The organism is Streptomyces sp. NPDC027189 (assembly GCF_055566975.1).
In genome coordinates this window covers 62,963-87,880 of the sequence record NZ_JBVHRI010000015.1, presented here as the reverse complement: position 1 = coordinate 87,880, position 24,918 = coordinate 62,963, and the positions used below count along the sequence as shown (strand labels likewise).

The following is a 24,918-nucleotide window of genomic DNA, read 5'->3' as shown; positions in this document are numbered from 1 at the left end:
CAGGGTGGAGGCCGCCTCCGCCCGCGGCGACTCCGGCATGACCGCGATCGAGTTCGTGCTGCTCACGCCGGTGCTCTTCTTCATGATCTTCGCGACGGTGCAGTTCGCGCTGTACTTCTTCGCGGACCATGTGGCCCAGGCGGCGGCCCAGGCGGGCGCCCGCAAGGCCCGCGCCGTGGCCGACGAACAGCCCGGCGCGTGGCGTGGCGAGGCGCGTGACGTCGTCGACAGCTACATCAGCCAGCTCGGTCCGCAGTTGGTGCTCTCGCCGAACGTGACGATGCTCCAGCCCGAGCAGAACACGGTGGGCGTGGAGATCACGGCGAAGGTGCCCACGGTCTTTCCCGGGCTCGACCTGACGGTGCACGCGCAGTCGTCGGGGCCGGTGGAGCGGTTCGTGAAGGAGGAGGGGAACTGATGAGGCTCTTCTCTGTCCTGCGCGACCGGGTGTCCGTTCGTAGTGACCGGGGGCTGTCCACCGGTGACCGGGGGTTGTCCACGATCGAGGTCGTGATCCTCGCGCCGGTGATGATCCTCTTCATCCTGGTGCTCGTGGCGTTCGGACAACTCGTCGACGGACGCGGTGCGTTGGACGGTGCCGCGCGTGACGCCGCGCGCGCCGGGTCGATCCAGAAGGACCACGCGACGGCGATGGCCGAGGCGCGCAAAGCGGCGGAGGCGGATCTCACGGACGTCTGCTCCGGCCCGGTGACCGTGAACCAGACGAGCTCCGGCTTCGTGCCCGACACCCTCTTCACGGTGGAGGTGAGCTGTGAGGTGCGCGGCTTGGCGATGATCGGTCTGGACGTGCCCACGACGCTCTCGGCCAGCTTCAGCTCGCCGCTCGACCCGTTCCGGAGGACGGCATGACGCTGCGTCCCGCTGTACGGGGCCGGGGGGCGGCCCGCGTTGCCAGGGTGACGGCTGGACCCACTCGGGTGACGGCCGGACGTTCTTGGGTGGCGGTCGCACCTGCCTGGGTGGCGGCCCGCCGTACCCGCCTCGACGACCGCGGCTCGGGTGCCGGCGCGGTCATCATCTTCGCGATCGTCTTCCTCTCCCTCTCCGCCTTCGTCATCGACGGCGGCATGTCCATCTCCAAGCGGGAACGCGCCGCCGACATCGCGGAACAGGCCGCGCGTTACGCCGCCCAGGACATAGACCGCGAGGCCCTCTACCAGAACCAGAACGGTCCCGCTCCCATCCGCTACGAGAACTGCGGCGCCCGCGTCAAGGCCTTCGCCCGCGAAATGGGCATGTCTGGCGCCGACATCGCGGCCACCCACTGCGTGGCCGCCAACGCCGACCAGGTCGAGGTCGAGGTCCAGCTCACCTACTCCCCGGTCTTCACGGGCATGTTCTACGGCGGCGACGTGGTCGTCCACGGGCAGGCGGTGGCGGAGAACGAGGTCGGCTGAGGGGCGTGGCGCCCAGCCCCGGTGAAGGGCGGCGCGCACGCCACTGCGTGCCTTGTGGTGTTGAGGGAAGCGTGAAGCCGAGGGCTACTTCCCGTCGCCCTTCTTGCCGCCCTTGCCGCCCTCCTGCTTCACGCCGTCCTTGACGTCCTTGGCGAGCTTGTCGTCGAGCTTCTTGAACTCACGGACGACGGCGTCGGACATGTCGGCGAGCGCGTCGAGCGCCTGGGTGATGTCCTCGCGGCCGTCCTCCCAGCCGGACTCGAAGTCGTCGAGGGCGTCGTAGACGGTGTGGTCGCCGAGGTCCTCCTTGTACGACTCGAAGAGCTTCTTGGTGTGGTTCAGGCGGGTCTTGATGTCACGCAGCCGCCCGCCGTAGTCCTCTAGCTCGCTCAGCGGGAGCGCAAGGTCGCTCTTGCCGTTGCCCATGTCTCAAGTCCCCCAAGCTCGGTTCGTCAGACGAAGCGGAGCGTGCCGGTCACCGCGTCGAAGATGTCGTGGAACGCCTCCGCCAGGTCCAGCACCGGGCTGGCTCCGGAGACGAGGACGACCTGGTCGGTGGTTCCCGGGACGGGAATGTACGTCTGGGTCAGCACCATACGAAGGGTACGCGTGTCGCCCTGCGCGACGGGTACGTCCTCGACACCGAACGTGCGGGCGGCGACCCCGACTTCGGGGATGTCGACGGTGGTCACGGTGCGCCAGGCGTCGCCCTCGCGGCGGGCGGTGATGGTGCGCAGGCTCTCGGCGATGGCGCGCGGATCGGTGGAGAGGGCCACGCCCTGCTTGTCCTTCGCCCCGAGCACGGAGACCGTGACGGTCGCGGACAATGGCACGCCCTCGAAGTTCTCCGCCATGCAGCCCATGTAGATGGCACCGGAGTCGTGGGCGTCCTTTGCCATCTTGCGGAGCATGGTCGTCAGCTCGACTCGGTAGGGACCCAGTTCGGGAGTCTCCCGTGCCCGTCCATCGACGAGCCGCCGAATGGTCGCCTCGCGGCCTTCGGGGCGGATGTCGAATTCCCACCACGACTCCGGCACGGAGAGCGAGATGCCGACACCCGCGGACGGCGGATGCGTCCCGCCAGGACCGGCTGTCTGATCACTACTGACGGAAGTCAATGCCCGTCACTTCCTCGAGAATGGAGAACAGGGTGTCATCATCAAGTTTCGGTACCGTGTAGTCAAGCCTCCTGATTCTCCGAAGGAAATCCTCGGGAAGGGCCAGGTGGTAACTCGAAACATAGTGCGGCAGATCGTACCGCCATACCCATTCTCCGTCGGTCTTAAGTGATGCCCCGCCAGCGATGGCGAAGTCGTCCGAGGACAGGACGTCGATTTCTGCCCCCATCTCGCTGAAGATGTCGGCACCATTTGCCAGGTATGCGACGATCTCGTTCTCGTCTGTCTCTCCTGTGGAACGCACGAAGCCCCGGATGGAGTCCTTGTTTTCGATTCCCCACTGAGGTGACTGCTCTCGAAAGAATCCGACGGTCCTGATCATTCGAATGCCTTGTATGTCGGGCTGTCTGCTACAGCATGGGTAGGAAGGTTCGCCAGTCCCCGCTTTCGCGAATGGACGGGGTGAAAGGGCCATTTCCGATGGGGGGAACGCCCACCGCATTGGTGGGTGCACGTACCGGAGTTCCGAGAATGTTTGCCATCTCCTGGGCAGGTGCTATTCCGTTGGGTGGTATGGCGCCGGAGTGGCAGGATAGCAAGCGCACCGGCCCGCCGTCATAGCCAGGAGACCGGCGGATGGCATCCGCGATCTGGTGGGGGTTGACGACCTCGCCTGCCGCCCGGAAACCTGCCATGTTCTCGTTTCCGGCCAGGAATGTGCCGTCGCGTTTGCCATGGATGACGACGTCGTGGTGCCCCGGAAGGCGCTCGGCCACGTCGAAGTTCCGTAGTGTCGCACCGTCGTAGCCGATCGCGAGGACACCGTCTCCGTGATAGATGGGCATACCGGAGGCGAGCGCGTCGTCCCCCGGTTTTCTCGGAGGTGCCGGGATCTTGGAGCCGGTTCTCTCCGGATGACCTTTGCCCATGGTGCGCAGGAAAATCGACTTGAGTCCGGCACCGCCGTTTCGAATGCCGTTGGCGAGATTCTTGAGACCGCCACCGATCCCACCCATGAAGCCGGCGCCGAGAGCCCGCAGACCGCCCGCTTTCCACAACTTGCCGATCTTGGCGAGGCTGGTGAAGCCCTTCGTGGCCGGGATGCAGTCCAGGGCTGCGAACAGTAAGTCCCCCCAGCCCGCTTGGCCGTTGGCCATCTTTCTTATCGTGTCGGCGAGGACGACGAGGGCCGCGGCGAACACCAGCCACCCCAGTGGGCCGCCCACGATCATCACGATGATGCCGACGATGGTCACGACCCATTTGCAGACGGTGACGATCTCGTCCCAGTGGTCGGTGACCCAGTCGACGGCCTCTTCCCACCAGTGCCGGTTGTGGATGCCTGCGTCGGACGCCTCGTGGAGCTTCTTCACCGTGCGGCGGGCGGCGTCCTCGCGCAGGCCCTTCGCATGGGCGGCGAGTTTCTTCGCGGCGTCCAGCAGGTCCTGGGCGTCGTCCACGTCCTTCTGGGCGGCGGTCTGCTGCTCCTTGGCGTGCTGGGCGTTACGGGTGGCCCGGCGGACCTCGGACTCGTCGGGCTTGGGTATGTCCTTGCCGTGGTTCTTGTCCGGGTCGTAGGAGTCCGCCTTCGCTGTGGCGGTACGCACCCAGTCGTTCGCGCCGGTCAACGCGGTCTGCGCGGTGGAAAGTTCCTCGCGGGCCTTGCGGCCGTCGCGCAGGGCCTTGTCCGCCTTCGTTTGGGCGTCCTCCAGGTCCGGCCAGTACGTGGCGAGCGCGTCGCCCGCGAGGTCGTAGGACTTCTTGAGCTTCTTCAGCTTGCCGGGAACGTCCTCGAACTCCGCGGTAAAGGCGTCCGCGGTCTTGCCCGCCCACTTCAACACCGCGTCCTCGTTCGCCATGCCCTTGATGTCCCGCAGGACTTGCGAGACGTCATCGGCGAAGTCGTGGAGGGAGCCGGCGAGTTTGCGCACCCGGTGCGGGTCGCCCGGCGTCGGGTCGTGGTCCAGGTCGAGTATGTGCCAGTCGGTCGGGCGGTGCGACACGTGTTTCCCCCGTATACACATGCAACGTAATGCCATGCCTGCAGTAGAACGCGCATGCGAACATAACGCATTGCTCGTTGCTGGTGTGACGCGCAATGACAGTGGGTCAGTTGCGGGACGTGGTCCCCAAGGCGCCCCGCAGGCCCGCTCAGCGGTTGATCGACTGGATCTCTTGGACGTTGATGTCCTGGGTGGTCTCGAAGGTGCCGTTGGGGAGGGGGCCGCCGGTGCCGCCGGTTCCCTCCCAGGTGATCTGCCAGGTGACGCTGGCCTTCAGTTGGTACGGCTGCCCGTTCGTGGCGCGGAGATAGGTGATCCCGCATGGCGGGGTCTTGTCGGCGTCGCCCGTCTTGTACGGGGTGCCGATGGAGCCGTCGTCGTTGAATTTGCAGTCGCCTGAGGCCGGGTACGTCTCGGCGTCGTCGGTGCCCGGCTCCAGGTGGAGGGCGATCGGCTTGGCGGTGGTCTCCGCCCACAGGCCCGTGTTCGGGAGCTCGGCCCGGACCTTGACCTCTTGGAAGGTGCCCTTGTCGAGCCAGACCCAAGTCGGCAGGTTCACGGTTGACTTGGCCTCGGGCCTCAATTCGATCTCGGTGTCCGGGACCTTGATCTTGTCGTAGGCGTATTCGGCGAGGGTCTTGGCCGTGGGGGCGTGCGGGACCTTGGGGATCTGGCCTGCGTCCTGCCAGAACATGATCAGGCCGCAGTCCCAGGACCTCAGGTCGGAGTCGTCGGGCGCGACGCTCCGCCAGAAGTAACCGTCCTTGCCGATGTTGTAGTTCTCGTAGCCCGACGCGGACGTCCACTTCTCGTCCATGTTGTCCTCGGGCTTGCCGTCCTTGTAGTGGTCGGTCCACAACTTCTTGCCGAACCACGACTGGTGGATTCCGACGTCCCCGTTGCCGTCCGACTCGTCCACGAACTTCTTGAGTCCCTCGGGAGTGAAGACGGGCTCGTACCAGCAGGCCGGCGGCTCCCAATTCGGGTCGACGGTCCCCAGGTTGCCCTTCTTGCCGCCGCTGTTGCCCTTTGTGTAGGTGATTTTGATCTGGGAGTGGGTGGCGGAGGCGTAGATGTTCTGGTTGTGGGAGCCACCGCTCGGTTTGTCCGCGGGCGGAGTTGTGGTGCCGCCCGGAACATCATCGGCGTACGCGGCGCCGGCCGACCACAGGACAGCTGCCGCTGCCAGAGCGGTGACCCGGCGCGCCGTGTGCTGTGCGGTCGTCATCCCTGGCACTCCTTTACCCGCCCCTGCACCTCGATCTGCTGTGCTTTCCACGCCTGCGCGGAACCGGGTGAGGGGCGCATCAGGATCGTGAACTTCTGGTAGCTGTCCAGGGATTCCTTCGTGTAGTGAGTCTTCCCCGTCTTGATCTTCTTGCTGTACGACTTGGCCTGATTCCGGCAGAAGGTGACGAGGACGCCCGTGGAGCCGACGTTCGCGGTCTCGGCCTTGGAGTACTTGTCCGTTCCGGTGGGGGTCCATCCGCCGTCCACCCACGCCTGAATCTGCGACTTGGCGTACTTGGCGGCGCCGCCGGCCGAGTAGTACTGGTAGGCCGGATCATCCGGGTCCTGCTTCACGATTCCGTGCTTCAGCGCCCGGATGTAGTCCGTGGCGGTGTCGAGCGCTGCCGCTTGCCTGGAGTCGGAGGGCTTGTCGAAGTCGAAGACGAGGTGCAGGTCGCTCGGTAGCGAGACGTCGGGCGCGTCGGACGCCTTCGATGCCGAGCTCGACGGACTGCTCGACCCCGTCTCCGCCCCCTTGATGTCGTCGGACGAGTCGTCGTTGCTGCCGCCGCAGGCGGTGAGCAGCAGGGTCGCCGTCGCGGCGAACGCGGCGGCGGTGGTCAGGGTGCGGCGGGCCACGATCGATCTCCCCCGGTGTAAGGCATGTGTGCAACAGAGAACGAAGCTACCAGGGGCGCGTAAAGGGGAGCGGGGCAGCAGAGGGGGATTGTGTGGGGACCGTGAGAACTGTGACATGACGGTTGCGAATGGAGTGGAGGCTGGACGTCACGGGGGTTGCGGTCCGAACGGTAACTCGGGCTCAGGGGGCGGATGGTCAGGAATCGGGCGCACGGCCTGCCGCACCCCCTGTCTGGCCTTCGACTACCTCCGTACGATCTCGGTAGGCTCAGCACACCCCCCAGCACTCTCAGCTGTACTCCCTCCCCACACGACCCCAGGACACCCGCCATGGCGCGACGCACCACTTCCAACTCGACGGGAAGCTCGCCGGGTCCGAGGAATCGGACGCCGCAGCCCCTGCCCCGGCGTCGTCGGACGTTCGGGGACTTCGTGAAGGCGTTCGGGGCGTTCGTCGCTCTGGTCGTGCTGCTGGTCGGGGTGCCGGGCGCGCTGGCCACGCAGATCGGATGGCCGCTGCCGAGCGGGAAGCCGTCGCTGGACTGGCTGCAGCAGGAGATCACCGTCGACACGTTCATCAACGTGCTCACCGTGATCGTGTGGTTCGCCTGGGCCCAGTTCACCGCCTGTGTGCTCGTCGAGGTGAAGGCCGCGCTGTCGGGCGTGGGGCTGCCGAACCGGGTACCCGGTGCCGGCCCCAGCCAGTTGCTCGCGCGCCAGCTCGTCGCCGCGCTGCTCCTCGTCGGGGCCACCGCGGCCAGCTTCACTCCCGGGCTCTCGCAGCTCGGGCAGAACCTGGAGGGGAACCAGCGGGGGACGGTCGCCGTCGCCCAGCAGACCCCCGGCGGGCTGTTCGGGCAGCAGCAGGAGCAGGCCGCCGCCGACACGGCCGCCGCGATCGCCGAACAGGCCGCCCACGCGGCCTCGCATGCCGACAGCGGCAGTACGGCCAAGCAAGGCGACACCAAGTACTACCGGATCCAGCCGCCCGAGGGACGCCACCACGACTCGCTCTGGGAGATCGCTCAGCGGCATCTCGGGGACGGGCGCCGGTACAAGGAGATCTACCAGCTCAACAAGGACCGTACGCAGCCCGACGGGTCCAAGCTCTCCGAGGCCAGCCTGATCCGGCCCGGGTGGATCCTCGAAATGCCCGGCGACGCCCACGGCGGCGAACTCGTCGAGATGCCCGACGCGGCGCCCAAGGTCTCGGAGCAGGTCCAGCAGCAGATCCACGACTACGCCAAGACCGGGGATCACCAGCAGGGCGGAGGCAGTCAGCGGGGCGGCGGCTCCGGCGACCGGGACACCGCGCACATCCACGTGCCCCAGCAGCGGCCCAGCAGTGACCAGGGCAGCGACAATCAGCAGCACGAGCAGGCCGGTTCGCAGGAGAGTGGCTTCTCCTTCGGACTTCCCGAAGCGCTTGTCGGCGCGCCCCTGCTCGCCGCCGGCCTCCTCGGCGCCCTCGGCCGTCGACGCCGTCAGGCGCTGTGGCAGTCGGCGCTCGGTGCCGTCGGCGGGCGGCGCGGTATGGAGCCGCCGATCCCGACCGGATCCGCCGCGGACGCCCAGGACGCGTTGCTCGTGGGCGCCGACCCCGAGGGCGTACGCCTGCTCGACCTGTCGCTGCGCGGACTCGCGGCGGCGCTCGCGGCCGAGTCGCGCCCGCTGCCGACCGTCTACGCGGCCTGGCTCAGCGGCAACGGCGATCTGCATCTGCAGCTCGCCCAGCCGGCCGGGAAGCCGCCGGCACCGTGGCAGCTCGGTCAGGACCAGACGTTCTGGATGCTGGCGCGGACGGACGGGGAACGGTACGAGGACGTCGACACCGCCGCGCCCTACCCCGGGCTGGTCAGCCTGGGCACCATGGACGACTCCCGGCTTCTCCTCAACCTCGAGTCCGTCCCCGGCATCGTCTCGCTCAGCGGCAGCGAGCGCGACCGCGCGGGCGTCTTCGCCTCCGTCGCGGCCGAGTTGGCGACCAATGGGTGGTCGGACCGCATGACGATCACGCTCGTCGGCTTCGGCCAGGACCTGACGCCGCTCGCGCCCAACCGGCTGCGCCACCTCGACGACGTCGAGGCGCTGGTGGAGACCATGGAGGCGGAGACGCGGCAGCGGCGCGGTGCGCTGGGGGCCGCCGGACACGACTCCGTGCTCACCGGCCGCACCGGGCCCGCCCAGCACACCCGTTGGGCGCCGCACCTGGTACTGCTCGCCGCCCAGCCGTCCGCCGAGGACGCCGTCAAGCTCGCCGAACTCGCCGCCGACGCAAGCCGGTTGGGCATCGGCTACCTCGTCGGCACCGAGAGCGGCGATCTGCCGGGCGCCGCCTGGGAGATGGAGATCACCAGCCAGGGCAAGCTGCTCGCGCCGCTGCTCGGGCTCGAACTCGACGCGCAGCTGCTGCCGGTGGAGCAGCAGCGGGCGGTCGTCGAGCTGTTCGTGGAGGCGGACCCGGAGCGGGAGAGCACCAACGCTTCCGCACCGCCGTTCCTCGTCGACATCAGCGAGCAGGGGCGTCCGGCGGTGTACGCGCGCCTTGTGGGCCCGTACGAGATCATCGGTCTGGAGACGCCAGACGGCGAGCGCAGCCCGCTGCTGCACGAGGCGCTGGCGTTGCTGCTGCTGCACCGTGAGGGTGTGCACCCGCGGGTGCTGTCCTCCGCGCTGTGGCCGCGCGGTGTCACCGAAGACGTACGCGACGCGCTCGTCGAGCGGCTGCGCGGCTGGCTCGGCAACGACCCCGACGGCACGCCCCGCCTCGGCAGCGACGCCGCCGGGCGGCTCACGCTCGCCAAGTCGGTCGTGTCCGACCTGGATGTGCTGCGCTCGCTGTACCACGAGGCGACGCAGGGCAAGGGTGTCAACAGCCGTGCCGTGCGCGGGCGGTTGCTCACGGACGCGCTCGTGCTCGTGCGCGGGCCGCTGCTCGCCGATCGTCCGCAGGGGCGGTACGGGTGGCTCACGCACGAGATCATCGACGCCCAGCTTCCGCTGCTCGTCGCGGACATCGGGCTCGCGCTCTCCGCGTTCCATCTGGAGAAGGACCGGGCGGAGAAGGCGATCGAGGCGCTGAACGCGGCGTTGGGGTCCGCCCCGGGGGACGAGCGGCTCTGGAACGAGTTGCTTCGGGCGACGCATGCCACGGGGGACAGCGACCGCTTGAAGCGGCTCGCCGCCGACCTCGTCTCGCGCAGCGGGGCGCGGGGGCTGCCTCCGCGCACGGAGGCGCTGCTGGACGAGTTGCTGCCCACCTGGCGCAGTGGCGTAGCCGCCGTCGGGTGATGGGGCCCGGCGGAGGGGCTGGACCTCGCTGTTCAGGCGCCTGGCACCGCGGGCTGTGCCCACGCTCCTTCACTCTCGGCTTCGCTCGAGCGGGGGGACCCCCATCGCCCCGTGGAACGATTGCCCACAGTGGTGACCGACTCCTTGGGGTGAATGCGTGGACCTTGATCTCTGGCTGACCGCAGGCGCCGCCCTCTGGGGTGCCGCGGCCGGGCTGCTGGTGCCCCGGGCCGCGTACCGGTTTTCCGTCGAGCCGGATGAGGCGTGGCGGGACCGGTGTCCCGAGGGGCACGCGATCGCCGGGGTCGCGGGCGGCTGGCTCGGACTGGCCCGGTGCGGCCGGTGCGCCGGCTCCGTTCGCACGTCTCGCACGTCTCGTACGTCTCGTACGGCGGAGGCCGTGCGCGGCGACGCGGGACGGGTGGCCGGCGGTCGCGCCCCCGCCTCGTACGGACCCAGTGCCCTCCTCCTCTCCCTCGCCACCGCGTTCGTCTGTGCCGGGCTCGCGCTCGCGACCGGCACGCGGCCGGAACTGGTCGTCTGGCTGCTGCTCGCGCCGCTCGGTGTGCTGCTCGCCGTCGTGGACTTCAGGGTGCAGCGGCTGCCGGATGTGCTCACCCTGCCGCTCGCGGGTTCCGCGCTCGCGCTGCTCGGGGTGGTCGCGGTCGTGCCCGAGCACGCGGGGGAGTGGCTGACGGCGCTGTTCGGGGCGCTCGCGCTCGGAGGCGGGTACTTCGTACTCTTCCTCGTCAATCCGAACGGCATGGGGTTCGGGGATGTGAAGCTCGCGCTGGGACTCGGGGCCCTGCTCGGCTGGTACGGGTGGAGCGTGGTGTTCCTGGGGACCTTCGCCGGGTTCCTGTTCGGCGGGCTGTACGGGATGGGGCTCGTGGTGGTGCGGCGCGCCGGGCGGAAGACGTCGATCCCGTTCGGGCCGTTCCTGATCGCGGGGGCGTACGCCGGGCTCCTGATCGGGGCGTACGCGGCCTGAGCAGGGCGGGATCGACGGCGTACGCGGCCTGACGTCGGGTGACCTGAGGGGCTGGCGTAGGCTGGTTCGGTCCGTCCACAACCCTTACGAAAGGGACGCCCCGGTGACCGAGAAGGCCGACCTTCAGTCCGTCCTCGACCGTGCCGCAGAGGGTGGGCGGATCACCCCGGAAGAGGCGCTCGACCTCTACCGCGACGCCCCGCTGCACGCGCTGGGCGCCGCCGCCGACGCCGTACGCCGACGCCGGTACGCCGCTACCGAGCACATCGCCACGTACATCATCGAGCGCAACATCAACTACACGAACGTGTGCGTCACGGCGTGCAAGTTCTGCGCGTTCTACGCGGCCCCGAAGGACACGGACAAGGGCTGGACGCGCGACCTCGACGACATCCTTCGGCGCTGTGCCGAGACCGTCGAGCTCGGCGGTACGCAGATCATGTTCCAGGGCGGTCACCACCCGGACTACGGCGTCGAGTACTACGAGAAGCACTTCGCCGCGATCAAGAAGGAATTCCCGCAGCTGGTCATCCACTCCCTCGGCGCGTCCGAGGTCGAGCACATGGCCCGTATCTCCAAGGTGAGCGTGGAGGAGGCCATCCAGCGGATTCACGCGGCCGGCCTCGACTCCTTCGCCGGCGCCGGCGCCGAGCTGCTCCCCGAGCGGCCGCGCAAGGCGATCGCCCCGCTGAAGGAGAGCGGCGAGCGATGGCTGGAGATCATGGAGACCGCGCACCGGCTGGGCGTGGAGTCCACGTCCACCATGCTCATGGGCACTGGCGAGACCAACGCCGAGCGCATCGAGCACCTGCGGATGATCCGTGACGTACAGGACCGGACGGGTGGCTTCCGCGCCTTCATCCCGTACACCTACCAGCCCGAGAACAACCACCTGAAGGGCCGTACGCAGGCCACGCTCTTCGAGTACCTGCGGATGATCGCCATCGCGCGGCTGTTCATGGACAACATCGCCCACATCCAGGGCTCCTGGCTCACCACCGGCAAGGAGGTCGGCCAGCTCTCCCTGCACTACGGCGCGGACGACCTCGGCTCGATCATGCTGGAGGAGAACGTCGTCTCCTCGGCCGGCGCCAAGCACCGCTCCAACCGTATGGAGATCATCGACCTGATCCGCAAGGCCGGACGCGTTCCGGCCCAGCGGACGACGACGTACGAGCACATCGTCGTCCACGACGACCCGGCGAACGACCCGGTCGACGAGCGGGTCATGTCCCACATCTCCTCGACCGCGATCGAGGGCGGCACGGCCCATCCCGAGCTGAAGCTGCTGGCGTCCAACTGACCCGGGAATGCTGACGATTCACGCCGCTGACGAGCTGCGGTCCACCTGGGACGCGGTGCCCGTCAAGGACGCCGGAGTCGCCGTCGAGGGCGACCGGATCGCAGGCATCGGGCCGCTGGACGAGCTGTTGGAGCGGTTTCCGGGGGCGCGCGTACGGAGGTGGCCCGGGGTCCTCGGGCCCGCCCACGTCCACGAGGGGCCGCTGCCCGAGGCACCGTCCCCTCGCGAACGCGTCCACGCCGTTCTGAAGTCGGGCGCCACCGCCGTACTGGAGGAGTACGCCGACACGGCCGAACTGCGCGCGGCGGCCTCCCGTAACGACGTCGCCGTCCTCCCGCGTACGCGAGTCCTCACGATCCGTCGGACGGGGCGCGCCGACCTGGCCGTGTTCGACTCGGACGGCGTGTGCATCGCCACGGTGTGCGCGGGCCGCTTGGTACACAGACGCCGCTGACCAATTCCAGCCCGTGCGCTGAGCCGCCCTTTAGGGGCGCGGGGAACTGCGCGACCAGCCACAGACAATCCGCAGCGTGCCCACCCGGCTCACCCTGCCAGCGCCTCCGCAAACGCCCCCGAACTCTGCGCCACCCCACTGCAGTTGGTCGCCGCATCGTCGGACGCGGAGTCATCGTCCTCGCACTGCTGGTCCCGGAACGTCGACCACATCGACACCCAGGCCACCCCGTTCTCCTCCGCGAACGCCCGTACCTGCGCCGCGTCCGAGAGGCTGAACGTCTCGCCCGAGACGTCCTGTTCGCCGATCATCGAGGTGAGGGCGAGCCCCTGCCAGGCGCCGGCGCTCGACAGCCCGAAGACCTCCCGCAGCTGATCGTGGGCCGCCTTGGCGGAGGTCTCGGCGTAGTCGCCCATGTCGCCGGTGTACGAACTGCCGTAGTTCATCGTCATGATGTTGACGGTGGAGACCTTCACGGCGTTGTCGTTGGCGGACTCCAGGAGCGCCAGGCTGTCGTCGTCGAGGCCGGACGGCATCACCGGCAGCGTGAAGGAGACCTTCAGGTCGGTGCGCTCCTTCTGGAGCAGTGCGATCGCCTTGGAGCGCAGCGCGACCGAGTCGGAGTCGGCCAGCGCGTCGCCCTCGATGTCGAAGTCCGCCTGGGCCGAGCCGGCGGCATCCAGCGCAGCGCCGTAGGCCGCCGCGAGCGCGGTCGCGCTGTCGCAGACCTCGGCCAGCTCCTTGCCGGACGCGCCGCCGAAGGAGACACGCACGCTCGCGCCGGACTCCTTGAGCGCCGAGATCCGGGTCTTCACGGCCGAGTCGCCGATGGCGTACGTCCCGTTCCACTTCGGCGCGCAGTCGCTGTTGCCGGAGATCACGAAGGCCAGGTTGTACGTCGTCGGCGACCCGGTGGAGTCGGTGCCGGACGCGGTGGTGGCGCTCACGTACGGGTCGTACGAAGTGGTGGACGAGGGCTCGCTCTCGGATGGCGCCGCGCTGGTCCGCGGGGTCTGCGCGGGTGCCGCGTCCGATGCGTCGTCACCGCCCGAGGAGCACCCCGCACAGGCCAGAGCCACCAGGCAGACGAGCCCGGCGGCCGGCTTCAGGAAACTCCTCATTGCGCATGCACCCGCTCTTGGCCAAGTCTCTGGAGCGCCCCGCGTTCAAGGTGGTCAAGAGCCGGATGCGGCGACTGCTGCCGCCCTTCTGGTTCTGGGGATTCTTCGTCGTGCTGGCGATGCTGATCCATGACTGGATGCCGGGCTGGCAGATCGTCTTCTGGATCGTGCCGGTCGGCGACCCGCCGGGCAACCAGTGGGGCGTCCAGGCCTGGGAGATCCTCTGGTACCTGCGGACGTACCTCTGGTTCGTCCTGCTGTCCCCGCTGCTCCTGAAGGTCTTCCGCAAGGCCCCGATTCCGCTCCTGCTCCTCTCCCTCGTCCCGATCGTGGTCTTCCAGTACGGCTGGCAACCGCCGTACAACCGCTTCGGCAGCGGTCTCACGGACTTCGCCACCTTCCTGTTCTGCTGGTTGGTCGGCTTCGCGCACCGCGAGGGCGTGCTCCAGCGCCTGAGGCCGGCCGTGGTGATCCTGGCGTCGGGGGCCCTGCTGGCGTACGGCGGCTGGTACGCCTTGGGGCATCAGGCGGAGTTCGGCACCTACGACCTGGACGAGGTGCCGCTCGCCCAGACCTTCTGGTCGGCCGGCTTCGTGACGCTGCTGATGTACTTCAAGGCGTACTACAACGTCGACTTCGCCCGGCTCGCCCGCTTCAAGCGGCTCGACCGGATCGTGACGATCTTCAACGGGCGGGCGGTGACGATCTACCTCTGGCACGAGATCGCGCTGGTGCTCGCGGTCCCGCTGATCGACCAGTTCTGGAAGGTGCCCGCCTTCGAGAAGTGGCTGCCGCTGGAGAGCCAGTGGTTCATGTTCGGCATCGGCTGGGTGCTGATCTGGGTCGCGATCCCGCTCGTCGGGTGGGTCGAGGACGTGGCCGCGAAGAAGAAGCCGAAGCTGCTGCCTTGAGTGCTACCCGAGGGGTTGCGTGAGACCGGCGTACGGGCCGGGCGCTGGAGAGTCGCCCGGTCCGTACTGCCACAATGGGTTCGTGACCCGCGCATCCCTGGACAAGCAGCCGCACGAAGTCGCCTCGATGTTCGACAACGTGGCGGAACGGTACGACCTCACGAATGACGTGCTGTCCCTCGGCCAGGACCGGCGATGGCGCAAGGAGGTCGCGAAGGCGGTCGACGCGCGGCCCGCGCAGAAGATCCTGGACCTGGCGGCCGGTACCGCGACCTCGTCCCTGCCCTTCGCCCGCACGGGCGCGTACGTCGTGCCCTGCGACTTCTCCCTCGGCATGCTGCGGGTCGGCAAGAAGAACCACCCCTGGCTGCCCCTGACCGCGGGCGACGCGACGAAGCTGCCCTTCAAGGACGACACCTTCGACGCCGTCACGATCTCCTTCGGACTGCGCAACGTGCAGGACACCGACGCCGCGCTGAGCGAGCTGTACCGGGTGACCAAGCCCGGCGGCCGCGTCGTGATCTGCGAGTTCTCGCACCCCACCTGGGCGCCGTTCCGCACGGTGTACACCGAGTACCTGATGCGCACGCTGCCGCCGGTCGCCCGCGCGGTCTCCTCCAACCCCGAGGCGTACGTCTATCTCGCCGAGTCCATCCGTGCCTGGCCGAACCAGCCCGAGCTCGCCGAGCGGCTGCGCAAGGCCGGCTGGTCGAAGGTGGCCTGGCGGAACCTGACGGGCGGGGTCGTGGCGCTGCACCGGGGCTTCAAGGCCTGAGGTTCCTCAAGGTCTGGGGTTTCTCAAGGCGTGACGCGCTTCAAGGTCTGACCGGGGTGCCGGTCACCTGAGGACCTCGAACGGGTCGCCCGGCTCGTCGAGTTCGCGGCGCATCCCGCCCGACGGCGGACGCGGCAGCCGTGGCTCGCGCACCCCCGCGCCGCCGCCCTCGGAGTCACCGAGGTCGAACCACACGGTGACCACGGCGCCGCGCGGGACCTCGACGCCGGGCAGGGGATATTGGCGTACGACGTAGTCGACGACCGTGAGATGGAAGTCGGGCCGGTCGGGCGCGGCGAGCAGCACACCTCGCGCCTCGGCCGTCTCGCGCGCGTCCACGGCCATCAGGCCCACGAGCCGCGGTACGCGCACTTCGGGTGTCTTGGGTGTTATGCGCACAGACGTCACCCCCAGCGGTACCGGAAGGGTAAGCCTCGCCCGGGCCCTTCTGGAAGCCGTCGGATGGCTTGCCGGGAACCGTCGGATGGCTTGCCCGGAACCGTCGGTGGCTTGCCCGGAACCGTCGCGTGGCCTGTCGCAACCGTCAGAGGGCGAGCCGGTAGCAGTGCGCGGACTCTCCCAGCGTCGGATGGGTGAAGACCTCGGACAGCTCCATGCCCAGGCGACGGGTCACGGCGATGGACCGTTCGTTGCCGGGTCTGACCACGGCGACGACCTGCGGGACGCGCGCCGCCCGCACCCTCTCCAGGGCGACCGTCGCGGCTGCCGTGGCGTATCCCTTGCCCCAGTGCGCCCGGCCGAGCCGCCAGCCGATCTCGATCTCGCCCTTCGGGCCCCAGTCCCGCGGCCACGGCTGCGCGCCCGTGAAGCCCAGTACCTCGCCCGCCGAGTCGACCATCGTCCACAGGCAGAACCCGAGCTCCGCGTCGTGCCGTCGCTGCCGCGCGGTGAGCTCCTCGTACACGGACAGCTCGGCCGCCCGGCCGCCGTGGAACTCCATGACCTCCGGGTCGGCGAAGATCCGGTGCCAGGCGAAGGCGTCCTCGTCGGTGGGGACACGGAGCTGTACGTCGGGCAGAGCTCGGTTCACGGGGGCAGCCCTTCATCCAGGTGATCAGTACCGCTGCATAGACTGCCCATGTCCAGTGCCCGTCGGCACGTTGATTTCGCATCTTGGGGAGAACCCGCCGTGACCGAGCCCCAGCCCCTCTCCGAAAACACCGCCGATGTCATCGTCGTCGGGGCCGGGCCAGCCGGTTCCACCACCGCGTACTACCTGGCGAAGGCGGGACTGGACGTCCTGCTCCTCGAGAAGACCGCGTTCCCGCGCGAGAAGGTCTGCGGTGACGGCCTGACCCCGCGCGCCACCAAGCAGCTCGTCTCGATGGGCATCGACATTTCGGAGGAGGCCGGCTGGCTGCGGAACAAGGGCCTGCGCATCATCGGCGGCGGCGTCCGCCTCCAGCTGGACTGGCCCGATCTCGCCTCCTTCCCCGACTACGGCCTCGTACGCAAGCGGGACGACTTCGACGAGCAGCTGGCGCGGCAGGCGCAGAAGGCGGGCGCGCGGCTGTACGAGCGCTGCAACGTCGGCGCCCCGATCATCGACGACCGCACCGGCCGTATCACCGGCGTCCACGCCAAGCTCGGTGACACCGGCGAGAAGCGTGAGGTCACCTTCCACGCGCCGCTGGTCGTCGCCGCGGACGGCAACTCCACCCGGCTCTCGCTGGCGATGGGCCTGCACCGCCGCGAGGACCGCCCGATGGGTGTCGCGGTCCGTACGTACTTCACCTCCCCGCGTCACGACGACGACTACCTGGAGTCCTGGCTGGAGCTGTGGGACCGGCGCGGTCCCGAGGACCGTCTCCTGCCCGGCTACGGCTGGATCTTCGGCATGGGCGACGGCACGTCGAACGTCGGCCTCGGTGTGCTCAACACCTCTAACTCCTTCAAGGAGCTGGACTGGCGGGAAGTCCTGAAGGCGTGGTGCGCGTCCATGCCGGAGGACTGGGGTTACACCCCCGACAACATGACCGGCCCGATCCGCGGCGCCGCCCTTCCCATGGCCTTCAACCGTCAACCGCACTACACGAAGGGCCTGTTGCTGGTCGGCGACGCCGGCGGTCTGGTGAACCCCTTCAACGGCGAGGGCATCGCCTACGCCATGGAGTCCGGCCAGATCGCCGCCGACGTCATCGTCCAGGCCCACGCGCGCGCCACCCCGGTCCAGCGCGAACTGGCCCTGCAGCGCTATCCGCGCGTCCTCAAGGACACCTACGGCGGCTACTACACCCTCGGCCGCGCCTTCGTGAAGCTCATCGGCAACCCGAAGGTCATGAAGATCGCCACCCAGCGCGGCCTGACCCACCCCCTGCTGATGAAGTTCACGCTGAAGATGCTCGCCAACCTGACGGACCCGACGGGCGGCGACGCGATGGACCGCATCATCAACGGCCTGTCGAAGGTGGCTCCGAAGGCGTGACTTCCCGGACTACCGGCTGAGTTCGGCTTCCTTGACGGCGCGGCGGGCGAGCACCCGCTCGCGCCGGTCGGCCACCTGCCGCAAGGCGTCCTTCCGCTCCCGCTTGGAGAGCCGGTCCAGGTAGACGCGACCGCTGACGTGGTCGGTCTCGTGCTGGAGACAGCGGGCGAAGTACCCCGTCCCCTCGATGACCAGGGCGTTCCCGTCGCGGTCGAGTCCGCGTACGACAGCGCGATCGGGGCGGGGTACGTCCATCACGGCGCCCGGTACGGACAGGCACCCCTCGCCCTCGTCAAGGAGGCGCCGGCCGGCCGGATCGAGCTGCTCCAGGACCGGGTTGGCGATGTGGCCGACGTGCCGGACCCCGTCGTCGTCCGGGCAGTCGTACACGAACAGCCGCAGGTCGACACCCACTTGGTTGGCCGCGAGCCCGGCCCCGTCGGCGACGTACATCGTCAGGAACATGCCGTCGATGAGCGCGGCCAGGTCGGGACCGAACTCGGTCACGTCCCGGCACGCCTTGTGCAACACCTCTTCCCCCACCTCGGTGATCCGCCGCACCGATCCGCGAGCGGCCTCCGGCGTCAACCGGGGGTACGACGTGACGGGCTTTCCCTGGACGAACACACGGGGCATGGCTGGTTCTCCTCCGGTCGGTGTGTGGATGCTGTGGGTGGCCGGGCGGCGGCCTTCCGGCCTTCGGCGCCGCTCCCTACCCTCCCGTACTCATGACAACAGAACACTCGGAACAGCCCCAGGAGCACTTCGGACACTCACGCAGACGCTTCCTGGCCGGTGCCGGAGGCGCCCTCGGCGCCGTCGCCTTATGGCCCGGGAGCGCGAACGCCGCCTCCGGCAAGCGCGTCGCCGTCCTCGGGGGCGGCGTCTCCGGCCTCAGCGCCGCTCATGAACTCGCCGAGCGCGGCTATGCGGTGACCGTCTACGAGTACTACGACGTCCTCGGCGGCAAGGCCCGGTCGATGGACGTCCCCGGAACGGCGGGCGGCGGCCGCAAGCCGCTGCCCGGCGAACACGGCTTCCGGTTCTTCCCCGGTTTCTACCGGAACCTCCCGGATGTGATGCGCCGGATCCCCTTCCCCGGCAACGCGAACGGCGTCCACGGCAACCTCCGCGGTGGCACCGAGGCCCTGTTCGCCCGCGAAGGCGGCCGCCCCGATCTGCACTTCCCGCTGCGGCGGGTGACGACTCCGCCCGCACCCGGCGACATCACGCCGTCCTGGATCCGCGACCAGCTGCTGTCCGTCCTGGACCTGGGGACGCGGCTGCCGGCCCACGAGGCCGCGTACTTCGCCGACCGCCTCCTCGTCCACCTCACCAGCTGCGACGCGCGCCGTGAGGACCAGTGGGAGAAGACCTCCTGGTGGGACTTCATCCGCGCCGAGAAGATGAGCGAGGAGTACCGGACACTCCTCGGCATCGGCCAGACCCGCAACCTCGTCGCCACCCGCGCCGAGGTCGCCTCCACACGCACCGTCGGCCGCGTCATCATCGAGGCACTGCTGCTGTGGGGCCTGCTCGGCCGCGGCATGGACGGCGACGCCGACATCGACCGCGTCCTCAACGCCCCGACGAGTGAGGCGTGGATCGCTCCGTGGGAGGCATATCTGCGCTCGCTGGGCGTCGAGTTCGTCCTGAGCACCCAGGTGCGCGAGGTCCTGTACGCGGGCGGACGTGTCACCGGCGTCCGCGTCTCGGCTCCCGACGGGAGCCAGGAACGTACGGTCACCGCCGACCACTACGTCTCGGCGATGCCGGTGGAGCATGCGCGGGGGACCTGGGGCCCGGCCTTGCGTGCCGCGGACCCGCAGCTCGCCAAGTGCGATGCCCTGAAGACGGACTGGATGGTGGGTATCCAGTTCTATCTGCGCACGCCGACGCCCGTGGTGCACGGACACATCAACTGCCTCGACTCGCCATGGTCGGTGACGGGCATCGGACAGGCCCAATTCTGGGACATACGCGACTTTTCGGCCGACTACGGAGACGGCAGCGCCCACGACTGCCTCTCGGCCATCGTCTCGGAGTGGGACAAGCCGGGGATCCTGTACGGCAAGACGGCCCGTGAGTGCACCAAGGAGGAGATCGTCGCCGAGACCTGGGCGCAGCTCAAGGACGGCCTCAACGACTCCGGGAAGACGACGCTCACGGACGCCGACCGGCTCGGCTGGTTCATGGACCCGGCGGTGACAGGGCTCGGCGGCCCGGACCCGCAGAACCGCGAGCCGCTCCTCATCCACCCGACGGGAACCCTCTACAACCGCCCGTCCGCCCGCACGGCGGTGCCGAACTTCTTCCTCGCGGGCGACTACGTCCGTACTGACGTGGACCTGGCGACCATGGAAGGCGCCAACGAGTCCGCACGTCGCGCCGTCAACGCACTCCTGGATGCGGACAATTCGGGCGCCGAGCGCTGTGAGATCTGGGAGCTGTACCGGCCGCCGGAGATGGAAGCCCTCAAGCGCGTGGACGAACTCCGCTACAAGCTGGGCCTGCCCAACACATTCGACCTCGGATAGAGCGAGTTCGTTCCAGGGCAATTCACCCTGGATGGGGCGAAAGGGCCGCCGCCCCCGAGGCGGCGGCCCTCAGGCCGTGTGACTCGTGCGCCTTAGAGGACCCGCACCGCACCCGTCGCCGGGTAGCCCGAAAGGTCCTGAATCACCACACCCTTGGAGGGGTTGGCGGCGTCCAGGTACTGCCCGTTACCGATATACACACCCACGTGGTACGCCGAACCGGCCGAACCCCAGTACAGGATGTCGCCGACCTGGATGTTAGACAGCGAGACCGGCGTACCGGCCGTCGACTGGCTCTGCGAGACGCGCGGCAGATCGACGCCGACCTGCTTGAACGCGGCCTGCACGAGACCGGAGCAGTCCCACGCGTTGGGGCCGGTGCCACCCATGACGTAGGCGTCACCGACCTGTGCCTTGAGGAAGGCGATGACGGTCGCGACACTGCCGCTGGCCGGGGCGGAGACGTTCGAGCTCGTGGAGGCGGACAGGGTGGTCCGCTCCGAGGAGCGCGAGGCGGCCTGGGCGGCGGCGGCCTTGCGGGCGGCCTCGGCCTTCTTCTTGGCCTCCGCCTTCTTCTTGGCCTCGGCGAGGTCGGCCTTGGCCTGCTTGGCGGCCTTGGCGGCGGCCGCGTCACGCTCCGCCTGCAGCTCGTAGTTGGCCGCGGCCTGCTGCGTGGCGTCCGCCGACTGGGCGACCTGGGTGGCCAGGTCGGCCGTCAGGGTGGGCAGTTCGAGAGTCTGCGTCGTGGATTCGGCAGCGTTCGCCGCACCCGACGCACCGGCCACTGCCAGGGTGCTGAGAACGCCACCGGCAACTCCGGCGCGCATCGCGAGCGACGACGCGTTGCGACGGGGCTTCCGGTGGCTTCGTATGTGAGCGGTGTGGGACATGAGTACAAGCGGTACCAGGGGCTCCTCCATACCTTCAAGAAACGTGTGGTGCGCCACAGTTGTTCAATCCGCGGCCGAATTTGGCCCGCGTCACTCTTTATTGACGCCGTAACGGGCATTGCGGACACGACCCATCAAGGCCGTGATCAAGGGCTTTCCGTATTACGTCCGAATTGCCCGCCACCTACCACTGCTTGGAACGGATGGCCAAGCCCGGCTTATCTGACCCATAGGGAGATGTGGTGCAGGTCACGGAACGGTCACCGCAGAGGTGGCGTCCCGCGCGTGAGACCCCACCCCCTCCGCTCGTGAACGCGTGCACGCGTCCACACCCGTCCACGCATCTCCCCCCGAGGTGTGAATGCGGTCCTCTATCAAGGCGTCGCGTCCAGCACGAATTTGCATGCAGCGGAAGTCTCTTGATATGGAGACGCCGTCCGGGACCTGCGGTGACGAGCGGAAATGTCACCTCTGGTGATCGCTCGGACGCTTCGGGTATGAAGATCACCGCTCATCCGACTTCATGATCGTTCGTCAGGTGGTGGAGATCACAAAGCTTGTGTAATACCCCGTGTCGCAGATCACAGACCGCCGGGCATAAGATGCGAGGCAGTTGGGCTTGTGACCTGCTTCACATGTTCGCGATCTTCGCCAGGACGCACGGGGCTCGTGGGGCACGTGGGGCAGAAGTGCTCGCCCGACGCAACCGCCAGCAGTCAGTGCCGACTGAGAGGAGCGAGGAGCGTGAACGCGTATGCGCCGATCCTCGTACTGGGAGCCCTCGGGGCAGGCTTTGCGATCTTCTCCGTGGTCATGGCCACGCTGATCGGTCCGAAGCGGTACAACCGCGCCAAGCTCGAAGCCTACGAGTGCGGTATCGAGCCGACCCCCACGCCGGCCGGCGGCGGGCGCTTCCCCATTAAGTACTACCTGACGGCGATGCTCTTCATCGTCTTCGACATCGAGATCGTCTTCCTCTACCCCTGGGCCGTCACCTTCGACGCCCTGGGTGTTTTCGGGCTCGTGGAGATGTTGCTCTTCGTGCTCACCGTCTTCGTCGCGTACGCGTACGTATGGCGGCGCGGCGGCCTGGAATGGGACTGAGGGGCCTTTAAGACATGGGACTCGAAGAAAAACTGCCGAGCGGATTCCTGCTGACCACCGTCGAGCAGGCCGCGGGCTGGGTGCGCAAGGCGTCCGTCTTCCCCGCCACGTTCGGACTCGCCTGCTGCGCCATCGAGATGATGACGACCGGCGCCGGGCGCTACGACCTGGCCCGCTTCGGCATGGAGGTGTTCCGCGGGTCACCGCGCCAGGCGGACCTGATGATCGTGGCAGGCCGGGTCAGTCAGAAGATGGCGCCGGTGCTGCGGCAGGTCTATGACCAGATGCCCAACCCCAAGTGGGTGATCTCCATGGGGGTTTGCGCCTCATCGGGTGGAATGTTCAACAACTACGCCATTGTGCAGGGCGTCGACCATATCGTCCCGGTCGACATCTATTTGCCCGGCTGTCCGCCGCGGCCCGAGATGCTGTTGGACGCGATTCTCAAGCTCCACCAGAAGATCCAGACCTCCAAGCTCGGCGTGAACGCCGAGGAGGCGGCCCGCGAGGCGGAGGAGGCGGCGCTCAAGGCGCTCCCCACCATCGAGATGAAGGGCCTGCTGCGGTGAGCAACGCGAACGGTAACGGGGCGAACACGCCGGGCAACGGCGTCAACCCCGAGAAGGACCTCGGCGCCCAGAACCTCCCCGGCCAGCGCGGCGAGGGCGGCGAGGAGATCCGCGTCCAGCGCGGCATGTTCGGCGCCAACAATGGTGGCGACACCTCCGGCTACGGCGGCCTGGTCCGGTCCATCCGGCTGCCCGGTCCGGCTGCCCGCCCCTACGGCGGCTGGTTCGACGAGGTCGCCGACGAGCTGGAAGGCGCCCTGGAGGAACAGGGACTCGTCCCCGAGAACGCCATCGAGAAGACGGTCGTCGACCGCGACGAGATCACCTTCCACATCGAACGCGAGTACCTGGTCCGCGTCGCCCAGACCCTGCGCGACGACCCGGCCCTGCGCTTCGAACTGTGCACGGGCGTCAGCGGAGTGCATTACCCCAACGACAAGGGGCGCGAGCTGCACGCCGTCTACCACCTGCGCTCGATCACCCACAACCGGCTGATCCGCCTGGAGGTCAGCGCCCCCGACGCCGACCCGCACGTTCCCTCGCTCGTCTCCGTCTATCCGACGAACGACTGGCACGAGCGCGAGACGTACGACTTCTTCGGGCTGATCTTCGATGGTCACCCGGCGCTGACGCGGATCATGATGCCGGACGACTGGCAGGGCTTCCCGCAGCGCAAGGACTACCCCCTCGGCGGCATCCCCGTCGAGTACAAGGGCGCCCAGATCCCGGCTCCGGACCAGCGGAGGTCGTACTCATGAGCACGCAGACCCCTTCTTCTGCAGCATCCGCTGCGGCCCGGGAGACGACCGAGGGCACCGTATATACGGTCACCGGTGGCGACTGGGACGAGATCGCCCAGTCCGCGGCGAAGTCCGACGACGAGCGCATCATCGTCAACATGGGGCCGCAGCACCCCTCCACGCACGGGGTGCTCCGCCTCATCCTGGAGATCGACGGCGAGACGGTCACCGAGGCCCGCTGCGGCATCGGCTATCTCCACACCGGCATCGAGAAGAACCTCGAGTTCCGCACGTGGACCCAGGGCACCACCTTCGTGACGCGCATGGACTACCTGACGCCGTTCTTCAACGAGACGGCCTACTGTCTCGCGGTCGAGAGACTCCTCGGCATCACGGACCAGATCCCCGACCGGGCCACGATCATCCGCGTGCTCCTGATGGAGCTGAACCGGCTCTCCTCCCACCTGGTGTGCATCGCCACCGGCGGCATGGAGCTGGGCGCCACCACGATCATGATCTACGGCTTCCGTGATCGTGAACTCATTCTCGATATCTACGAGCTGATCACCGGCCTGCGGATGAACCACGCGTACATCCGCCCCGGCGGACTCGCCCAGGATCTGCCCCCGGGGGCGGTGGACCAGATCCGCGAGTTCGTGAAGAAGATGAAGAAGAACCTTCCCGAGTACGACAAGCTCGCCACCGGGAACCCCATCTTCAAGGCCCGCATGCAGGACGTCGGCTACCTGGACCTGGCCGGCTGCATGGCGCTCGGCGCCACCGGCCCGATCCTGCGCTCCGCCGGTCTGCCGCACGACCTGCGCAAGAGCCAGCCGTACTGCGGCTACGAGACGTACGACTTCGATGTCCCGACCGCCGACACCTGCGACTCCTACGGGCGCTTCCTGATCCGCCTGGAGGAGATGCGCCAGTCGCTGCGGATCGTCGAACAGTGCCTCGACCGGCTGCAGCCCGGCCCGGTCATGGTCGCCGACAAGAAGATCGCCTGGCCCGCCCAGCTCGCGCTCGGCCCCGACGGTCTCGGCAACTCCCTCGACCACATCAAGAAGATCATGGGCACCTCCATGGAGGCTCTGATCCACCACTTCAAGCTGGTGACCGAGGGCTTCCGCGTCCCGCCGGGACAGGCGTACGCGGCGATCGAGTCACCCAAGGGCGAGCTCGGGGTGCACGCCGTGTCCGACGGAGGCACCCGCCCCTACCGGGTCCATTTCCGCGACCCGTCCTTCACCAACCTGCAGGCCATGGCGGCGATGTGCGAGGGCGGCCAGGTCGCCGACGTCATCGTCGCCGTCGCGTCCATCGACCCCGTGATGGGAGGCGTCGACCGGTGACCACCACCCCCGAGGGCGTCAGC

At 68.5% G+C, this 24,918-nt stretch carries 25 protein-coding genes and 1 pseudogene; 15 read left to right on the top strand and 11 right to left on the bottom strand.

The window, feature by feature from the left end; translation table 11 throughout:
* Positions 1-37: 37 nt before the first annotated feature.
* The 3 genes from ACZ4RZ_RS30880 to ACZ4RZ_RS30870 all read left to right on the top strand — a co-directional run bounded on the left by ACZ4RZ_RS30880 (position 38) and on the right by ACZ4RZ_RS30870 (position 1,418).
* Positions 38-418: a TadE family protein gene (locus ACZ4RZ_RS30880; protein WP_467749799.1), complete on the top strand. Its 381-nt coding sequence runs from the start codon at positions 38-40 to the stop codon at positions 416-418.
* Positions 418-870, top strand: a complete 453-nt coding sequence (locus ACZ4RZ_RS30875) for a TadE/TadG family type IV pilus assembly protein (protein ID WP_467749533.1) — start codon at positions 418-420, stop codon at positions 868-870. The genes ACZ4RZ_RS30880 and ACZ4RZ_RS30875 overlap by 1 nt, the downstream gene beginning before the upstream one ends.
* A gap of 89 nt (positions 871-959) precedes the next feature.
* On the top strand, positions 960-1,418 hold the full coding sequence (locus tag ACZ4RZ_RS30870; RefSeq protein WP_467749531.1) for a TadE/TadG family type IV pilus assembly protein: 459 nt from the start codon (positions 960-962) through the stop codon (positions 1,416-1,418).
* Positions 1,419-1,502: 84 nt separating this feature from the next.
* Here the strand turns inward: ACZ4RZ_RS30870 and ACZ4RZ_RS30865 are convergent, their stop codons facing one another.
* The 6 genes from ACZ4RZ_RS30865 to ACZ4RZ_RS30840 form a co-directional block, all read right to left on the bottom strand.
* Positions 1,503-1,844, bottom strand: a complete 342-nt coding sequence (locus tag ACZ4RZ_RS30865; RefSeq protein ID WP_467749529.1) for a hypothetical protein — start codon at positions 1,842-1,844, stop codon at positions 1,503-1,505.
* A 26-nt stretch (positions 1,845-1,870) separates the two neighbouring features.
* Positions 1,871-2,329 (bottom strand): hypothetical protein, encoded by a 459-nt coding sequence (locus ACZ4RZ_RS30860; RefSeq protein ID WP_467749797.1) that lies wholly within the window; start codon positions 2,327-2,329, stop codon positions 1,871-1,873.
* Positions 2,330-2,519: 190 nt separating this feature from the next.
* Positions 2,520-2,918 carry a hypothetical protein gene (locus ACZ4RZ_RS30855; RefSeq protein ID WP_467749527.1) on the bottom strand — a complete coding sequence of 133 codons (399 nt, stop codon included), beginning with the start codon at positions 2,916-2,918 and terminating at the stop codon, positions 2,520-2,522.
* A 28-nt stretch (positions 2,919-2,946) separates the two neighbouring features.
* Positions 2,947-4,635 (bottom strand): putative T7SS-secreted protein, encoded by a 1,689-nt coding sequence (locus ACZ4RZ_RS30850; protein ID WP_467749526.1) that lies wholly within the window; start codon positions 4,633-4,635, stop codon positions 2,947-2,949.
* 52 nt (positions 4,636-4,687) lie between these two features.
* Positions 4,688-5,767 (bottom strand): hypothetical protein, encoded by a 1,080-nt coding sequence (locus ACZ4RZ_RS30845; protein ID WP_467749524.1) that lies wholly within the window; start codon positions 5,765-5,767, stop codon positions 4,688-4,690.
* Entirely contained in the window at positions 5,764-6,408 is a 645-nt protein-coding gene (locus ACZ4RZ_RS30840; protein WP_467749522.1) for a hypothetical protein, read from the bottom strand. Before ACZ4RZ_RS30840 ends, ACZ4RZ_RS30845 begins: the two co-directional genes overlap by 4 nt.
* Before the next feature lie 330 nt (positions 6,409-6,738).
* Between ACZ4RZ_RS30840 and ACZ4RZ_RS30835 the strand changes: the two genes are divergently transcribed.
* From ACZ4RZ_RS30835 to ACZ4RZ_RS30820, 4 genes are all read left to right on the top strand, one after another.
* Entirely contained in the window at positions 6,739-9,699 is a 2,961-nt protein-coding gene (locus ACZ4RZ_RS30835) for a BTAD domain-containing putative transcriptional regulator (RefSeq protein WP_467749521.1), read from the top strand.
* Between the two features lie 157 nt (positions 9,700-9,856).
* Positions 9,857-10,690 carry a prepilin peptidase gene (locus ACZ4RZ_RS30830; RefSeq protein ID WP_467749520.1) on the top strand — a complete coding sequence of 278 codons (834 nt, stop codon included), beginning with the start codon at positions 9,857-9,859 and terminating at the stop codon, positions 10,688-10,690.
* A 103-nt stretch (positions 10,691-10,793) separates the two neighbouring features.
* The gene (gene mqnC / locus ACZ4RZ_RS30825) at positions 10,794-11,993 is read left to right on the top strand and encodes a cyclic dehypoxanthinyl futalosine synthase (protein WP_467749519.1); all 1,200 of its coding nucleotides are present in this window, start codon (positions 10,794-10,796) and stop codon (positions 11,991-11,993) included.
* A 7-nt stretch (positions 11,994-12,000) separates the two neighbouring features.
* Positions 12,001-12,447: an imidazolonepropionase-like domain-containing protein gene (locus ACZ4RZ_RS30820; protein ID WP_467749517.1), complete on the top strand. Its 447-nt coding sequence runs from the start codon at positions 12,001-12,003 to the stop codon at positions 12,445-12,447.
* A gap of 89 nt (positions 12,448-12,536) precedes the next feature.
* On the opposite strand, the gene ACZ4RZ_RS30815 is transcribed toward ACZ4RZ_RS30820, so the two are convergent.
* Positions 12,537-13,568 carry a chitinase gene (locus tag ACZ4RZ_RS30815; protein ID WP_467749516.1) on the bottom strand — a complete coding sequence of 344 codons (1,032 nt, stop codon included), beginning with the start codon at positions 13,566-13,568 and terminating at the stop codon, positions 12,537-12,539.
* Between the two features lie 14 nt (positions 13,569-13,582).
* On the opposite strand from ACZ4RZ_RS30815, the pseudogene ACZ4RZ_RS30810 reads away from it, so the two are divergent.
* Positions 13,583-14,479: pseudogene (locus ACZ4RZ_RS30810) on the top strand (acyltransferase family protein); the annotation flags it as partial.
* 82 nt (positions 14,480-14,561) lie between these two features.
* Positions 14,562-15,254 (top strand): demethylmenaquinone methyltransferase, encoded by a 693-nt coding sequence (locus tag ACZ4RZ_RS30805; RefSeq protein WP_467749514.1) that lies wholly within the window; start codon positions 14,562-14,564, stop codon positions 15,252-15,254.
* 63 nt (positions 15,255-15,317) lie between these two features.
* Here the strand turns inward: ACZ4RZ_RS30805 and ACZ4RZ_RS30800 are convergent, their stop codons facing one another.
* Together ACZ4RZ_RS30800 and ACZ4RZ_RS30795 are read right to left on the bottom strand one after the other, a co-directional pair.
* Positions 15,318-15,653 (bottom strand): PASTA domain-containing protein, encoded by a 336-nt coding sequence (locus ACZ4RZ_RS30800; RefSeq protein WP_467749513.1) that lies wholly within the window; start codon positions 15,651-15,653, stop codon positions 15,318-15,320.
* Between the two features lie 145 nt (positions 15,654-15,798).
* Positions 15,799-16,305, bottom strand: coding sequence for a GNAT family N-acetyltransferase (locus ACZ4RZ_RS30795; protein ID WP_467749511.1), 507 nt, complete (start codon positions 16,303-16,305; stop codon positions 15,799-15,801).
* A 99-nt stretch (positions 16,306-16,404) separates the two neighbouring features.
* Between ACZ4RZ_RS30795 and ACZ4RZ_RS30790 the strand changes: the two genes are divergently transcribed.
* Positions 16,405-17,700: a geranylgeranyl reductase family protein gene (locus ACZ4RZ_RS30790; RefSeq protein WP_467749509.1), complete on the top strand. Its 1,296-nt coding sequence runs from the start codon at positions 16,405-16,407 to the stop codon at positions 17,698-17,700.
* 9 nt (positions 17,701-17,709) lie between these two features.
* Here the strand turns inward: ACZ4RZ_RS30790 and def are convergent, their stop codons facing one another.
* Positions 17,710-18,336: a peptide deformylase gene (def, locus tag ACZ4RZ_RS30785; protein WP_467749508.1), complete on the bottom strand. Its 627-nt coding sequence runs from the start codon at positions 18,334-18,336 to the stop codon at positions 17,710-17,712.
* Between the two features lie 92 nt (positions 18,337-18,428).
* Between def and ACZ4RZ_RS30780 the strand changes: the two genes are divergently transcribed.
* Positions 18,429-20,237, top strand: a complete 1,809-nt coding sequence (locus tag ACZ4RZ_RS30780; RefSeq protein ID WP_467749507.1) for a hydroxysqualene dehydroxylase — start codon at positions 18,429-18,431, stop codon at positions 20,235-20,237.
* A gap of 92 nt (positions 20,238-20,329) precedes the next feature.
* On the opposite strand, the gene ACZ4RZ_RS30775 is transcribed toward ACZ4RZ_RS30780, so the two are convergent.
* Entirely contained in the window at positions 20,330-21,157 is an 828-nt protein-coding gene (locus ACZ4RZ_RS30775) for a C40 family peptidase (RefSeq protein WP_467749505.1), read from the bottom strand.
* A 714-nt stretch (positions 21,158-21,871) separates the two neighbouring features.
* Here ACZ4RZ_RS30775 and ACZ4RZ_RS30770 point away from each other — a divergent pair.
* Genes ACZ4RZ_RS30770 through ACZ4RZ_RS30755 form a run of 4 tightly spaced genes read left to right on the top strand, consistent with a single transcriptional unit; the run spans position 21,872 to position 24,895 of the window.
* Positions 21,872-22,231 (top strand): NADH-quinone oxidoreductase subunit A, encoded by a 360-nt coding sequence (locus tag ACZ4RZ_RS30770; protein WP_007383963.1) that lies wholly within the window; start codon positions 21,872-21,874, stop codon positions 22,229-22,231.
* A 14-nt stretch (positions 22,232-22,245) separates the two neighbouring features.
* Positions 22,246-22,800 carry a NuoB/complex I 20 kDa subunit family protein gene (locus tag ACZ4RZ_RS30765; protein ID WP_056552623.1) on the top strand — a complete coding sequence of 185 codons (555 nt, stop codon included), beginning with the start codon at positions 22,246-22,248 and terminating at the stop codon, positions 22,798-22,800.
* Entirely contained in the window at positions 22,797-23,558 is a 762-nt protein-coding gene (locus tag ACZ4RZ_RS30760; RefSeq protein ID WP_467749503.1) for an NADH-quinone oxidoreductase subunit C, read from the top strand. The genes ACZ4RZ_RS30765 and ACZ4RZ_RS30760 overlap by 4 nt, the downstream gene beginning before the upstream one ends.
* Positions 23,555-24,895, top strand: a complete 1,341-nt coding sequence (locus tag ACZ4RZ_RS30755) for an NADH-quinone oxidoreductase subunit D (RefSeq protein WP_467749501.1) — start codon at positions 23,555-23,557, stop codon at positions 24,893-24,895. Before ACZ4RZ_RS30760 ends, ACZ4RZ_RS30755 begins: the two co-directional genes overlap by 4 nt.
* The last annotated feature ends 23 nt before the right edge of the window (positions 24,896-24,918 follow it).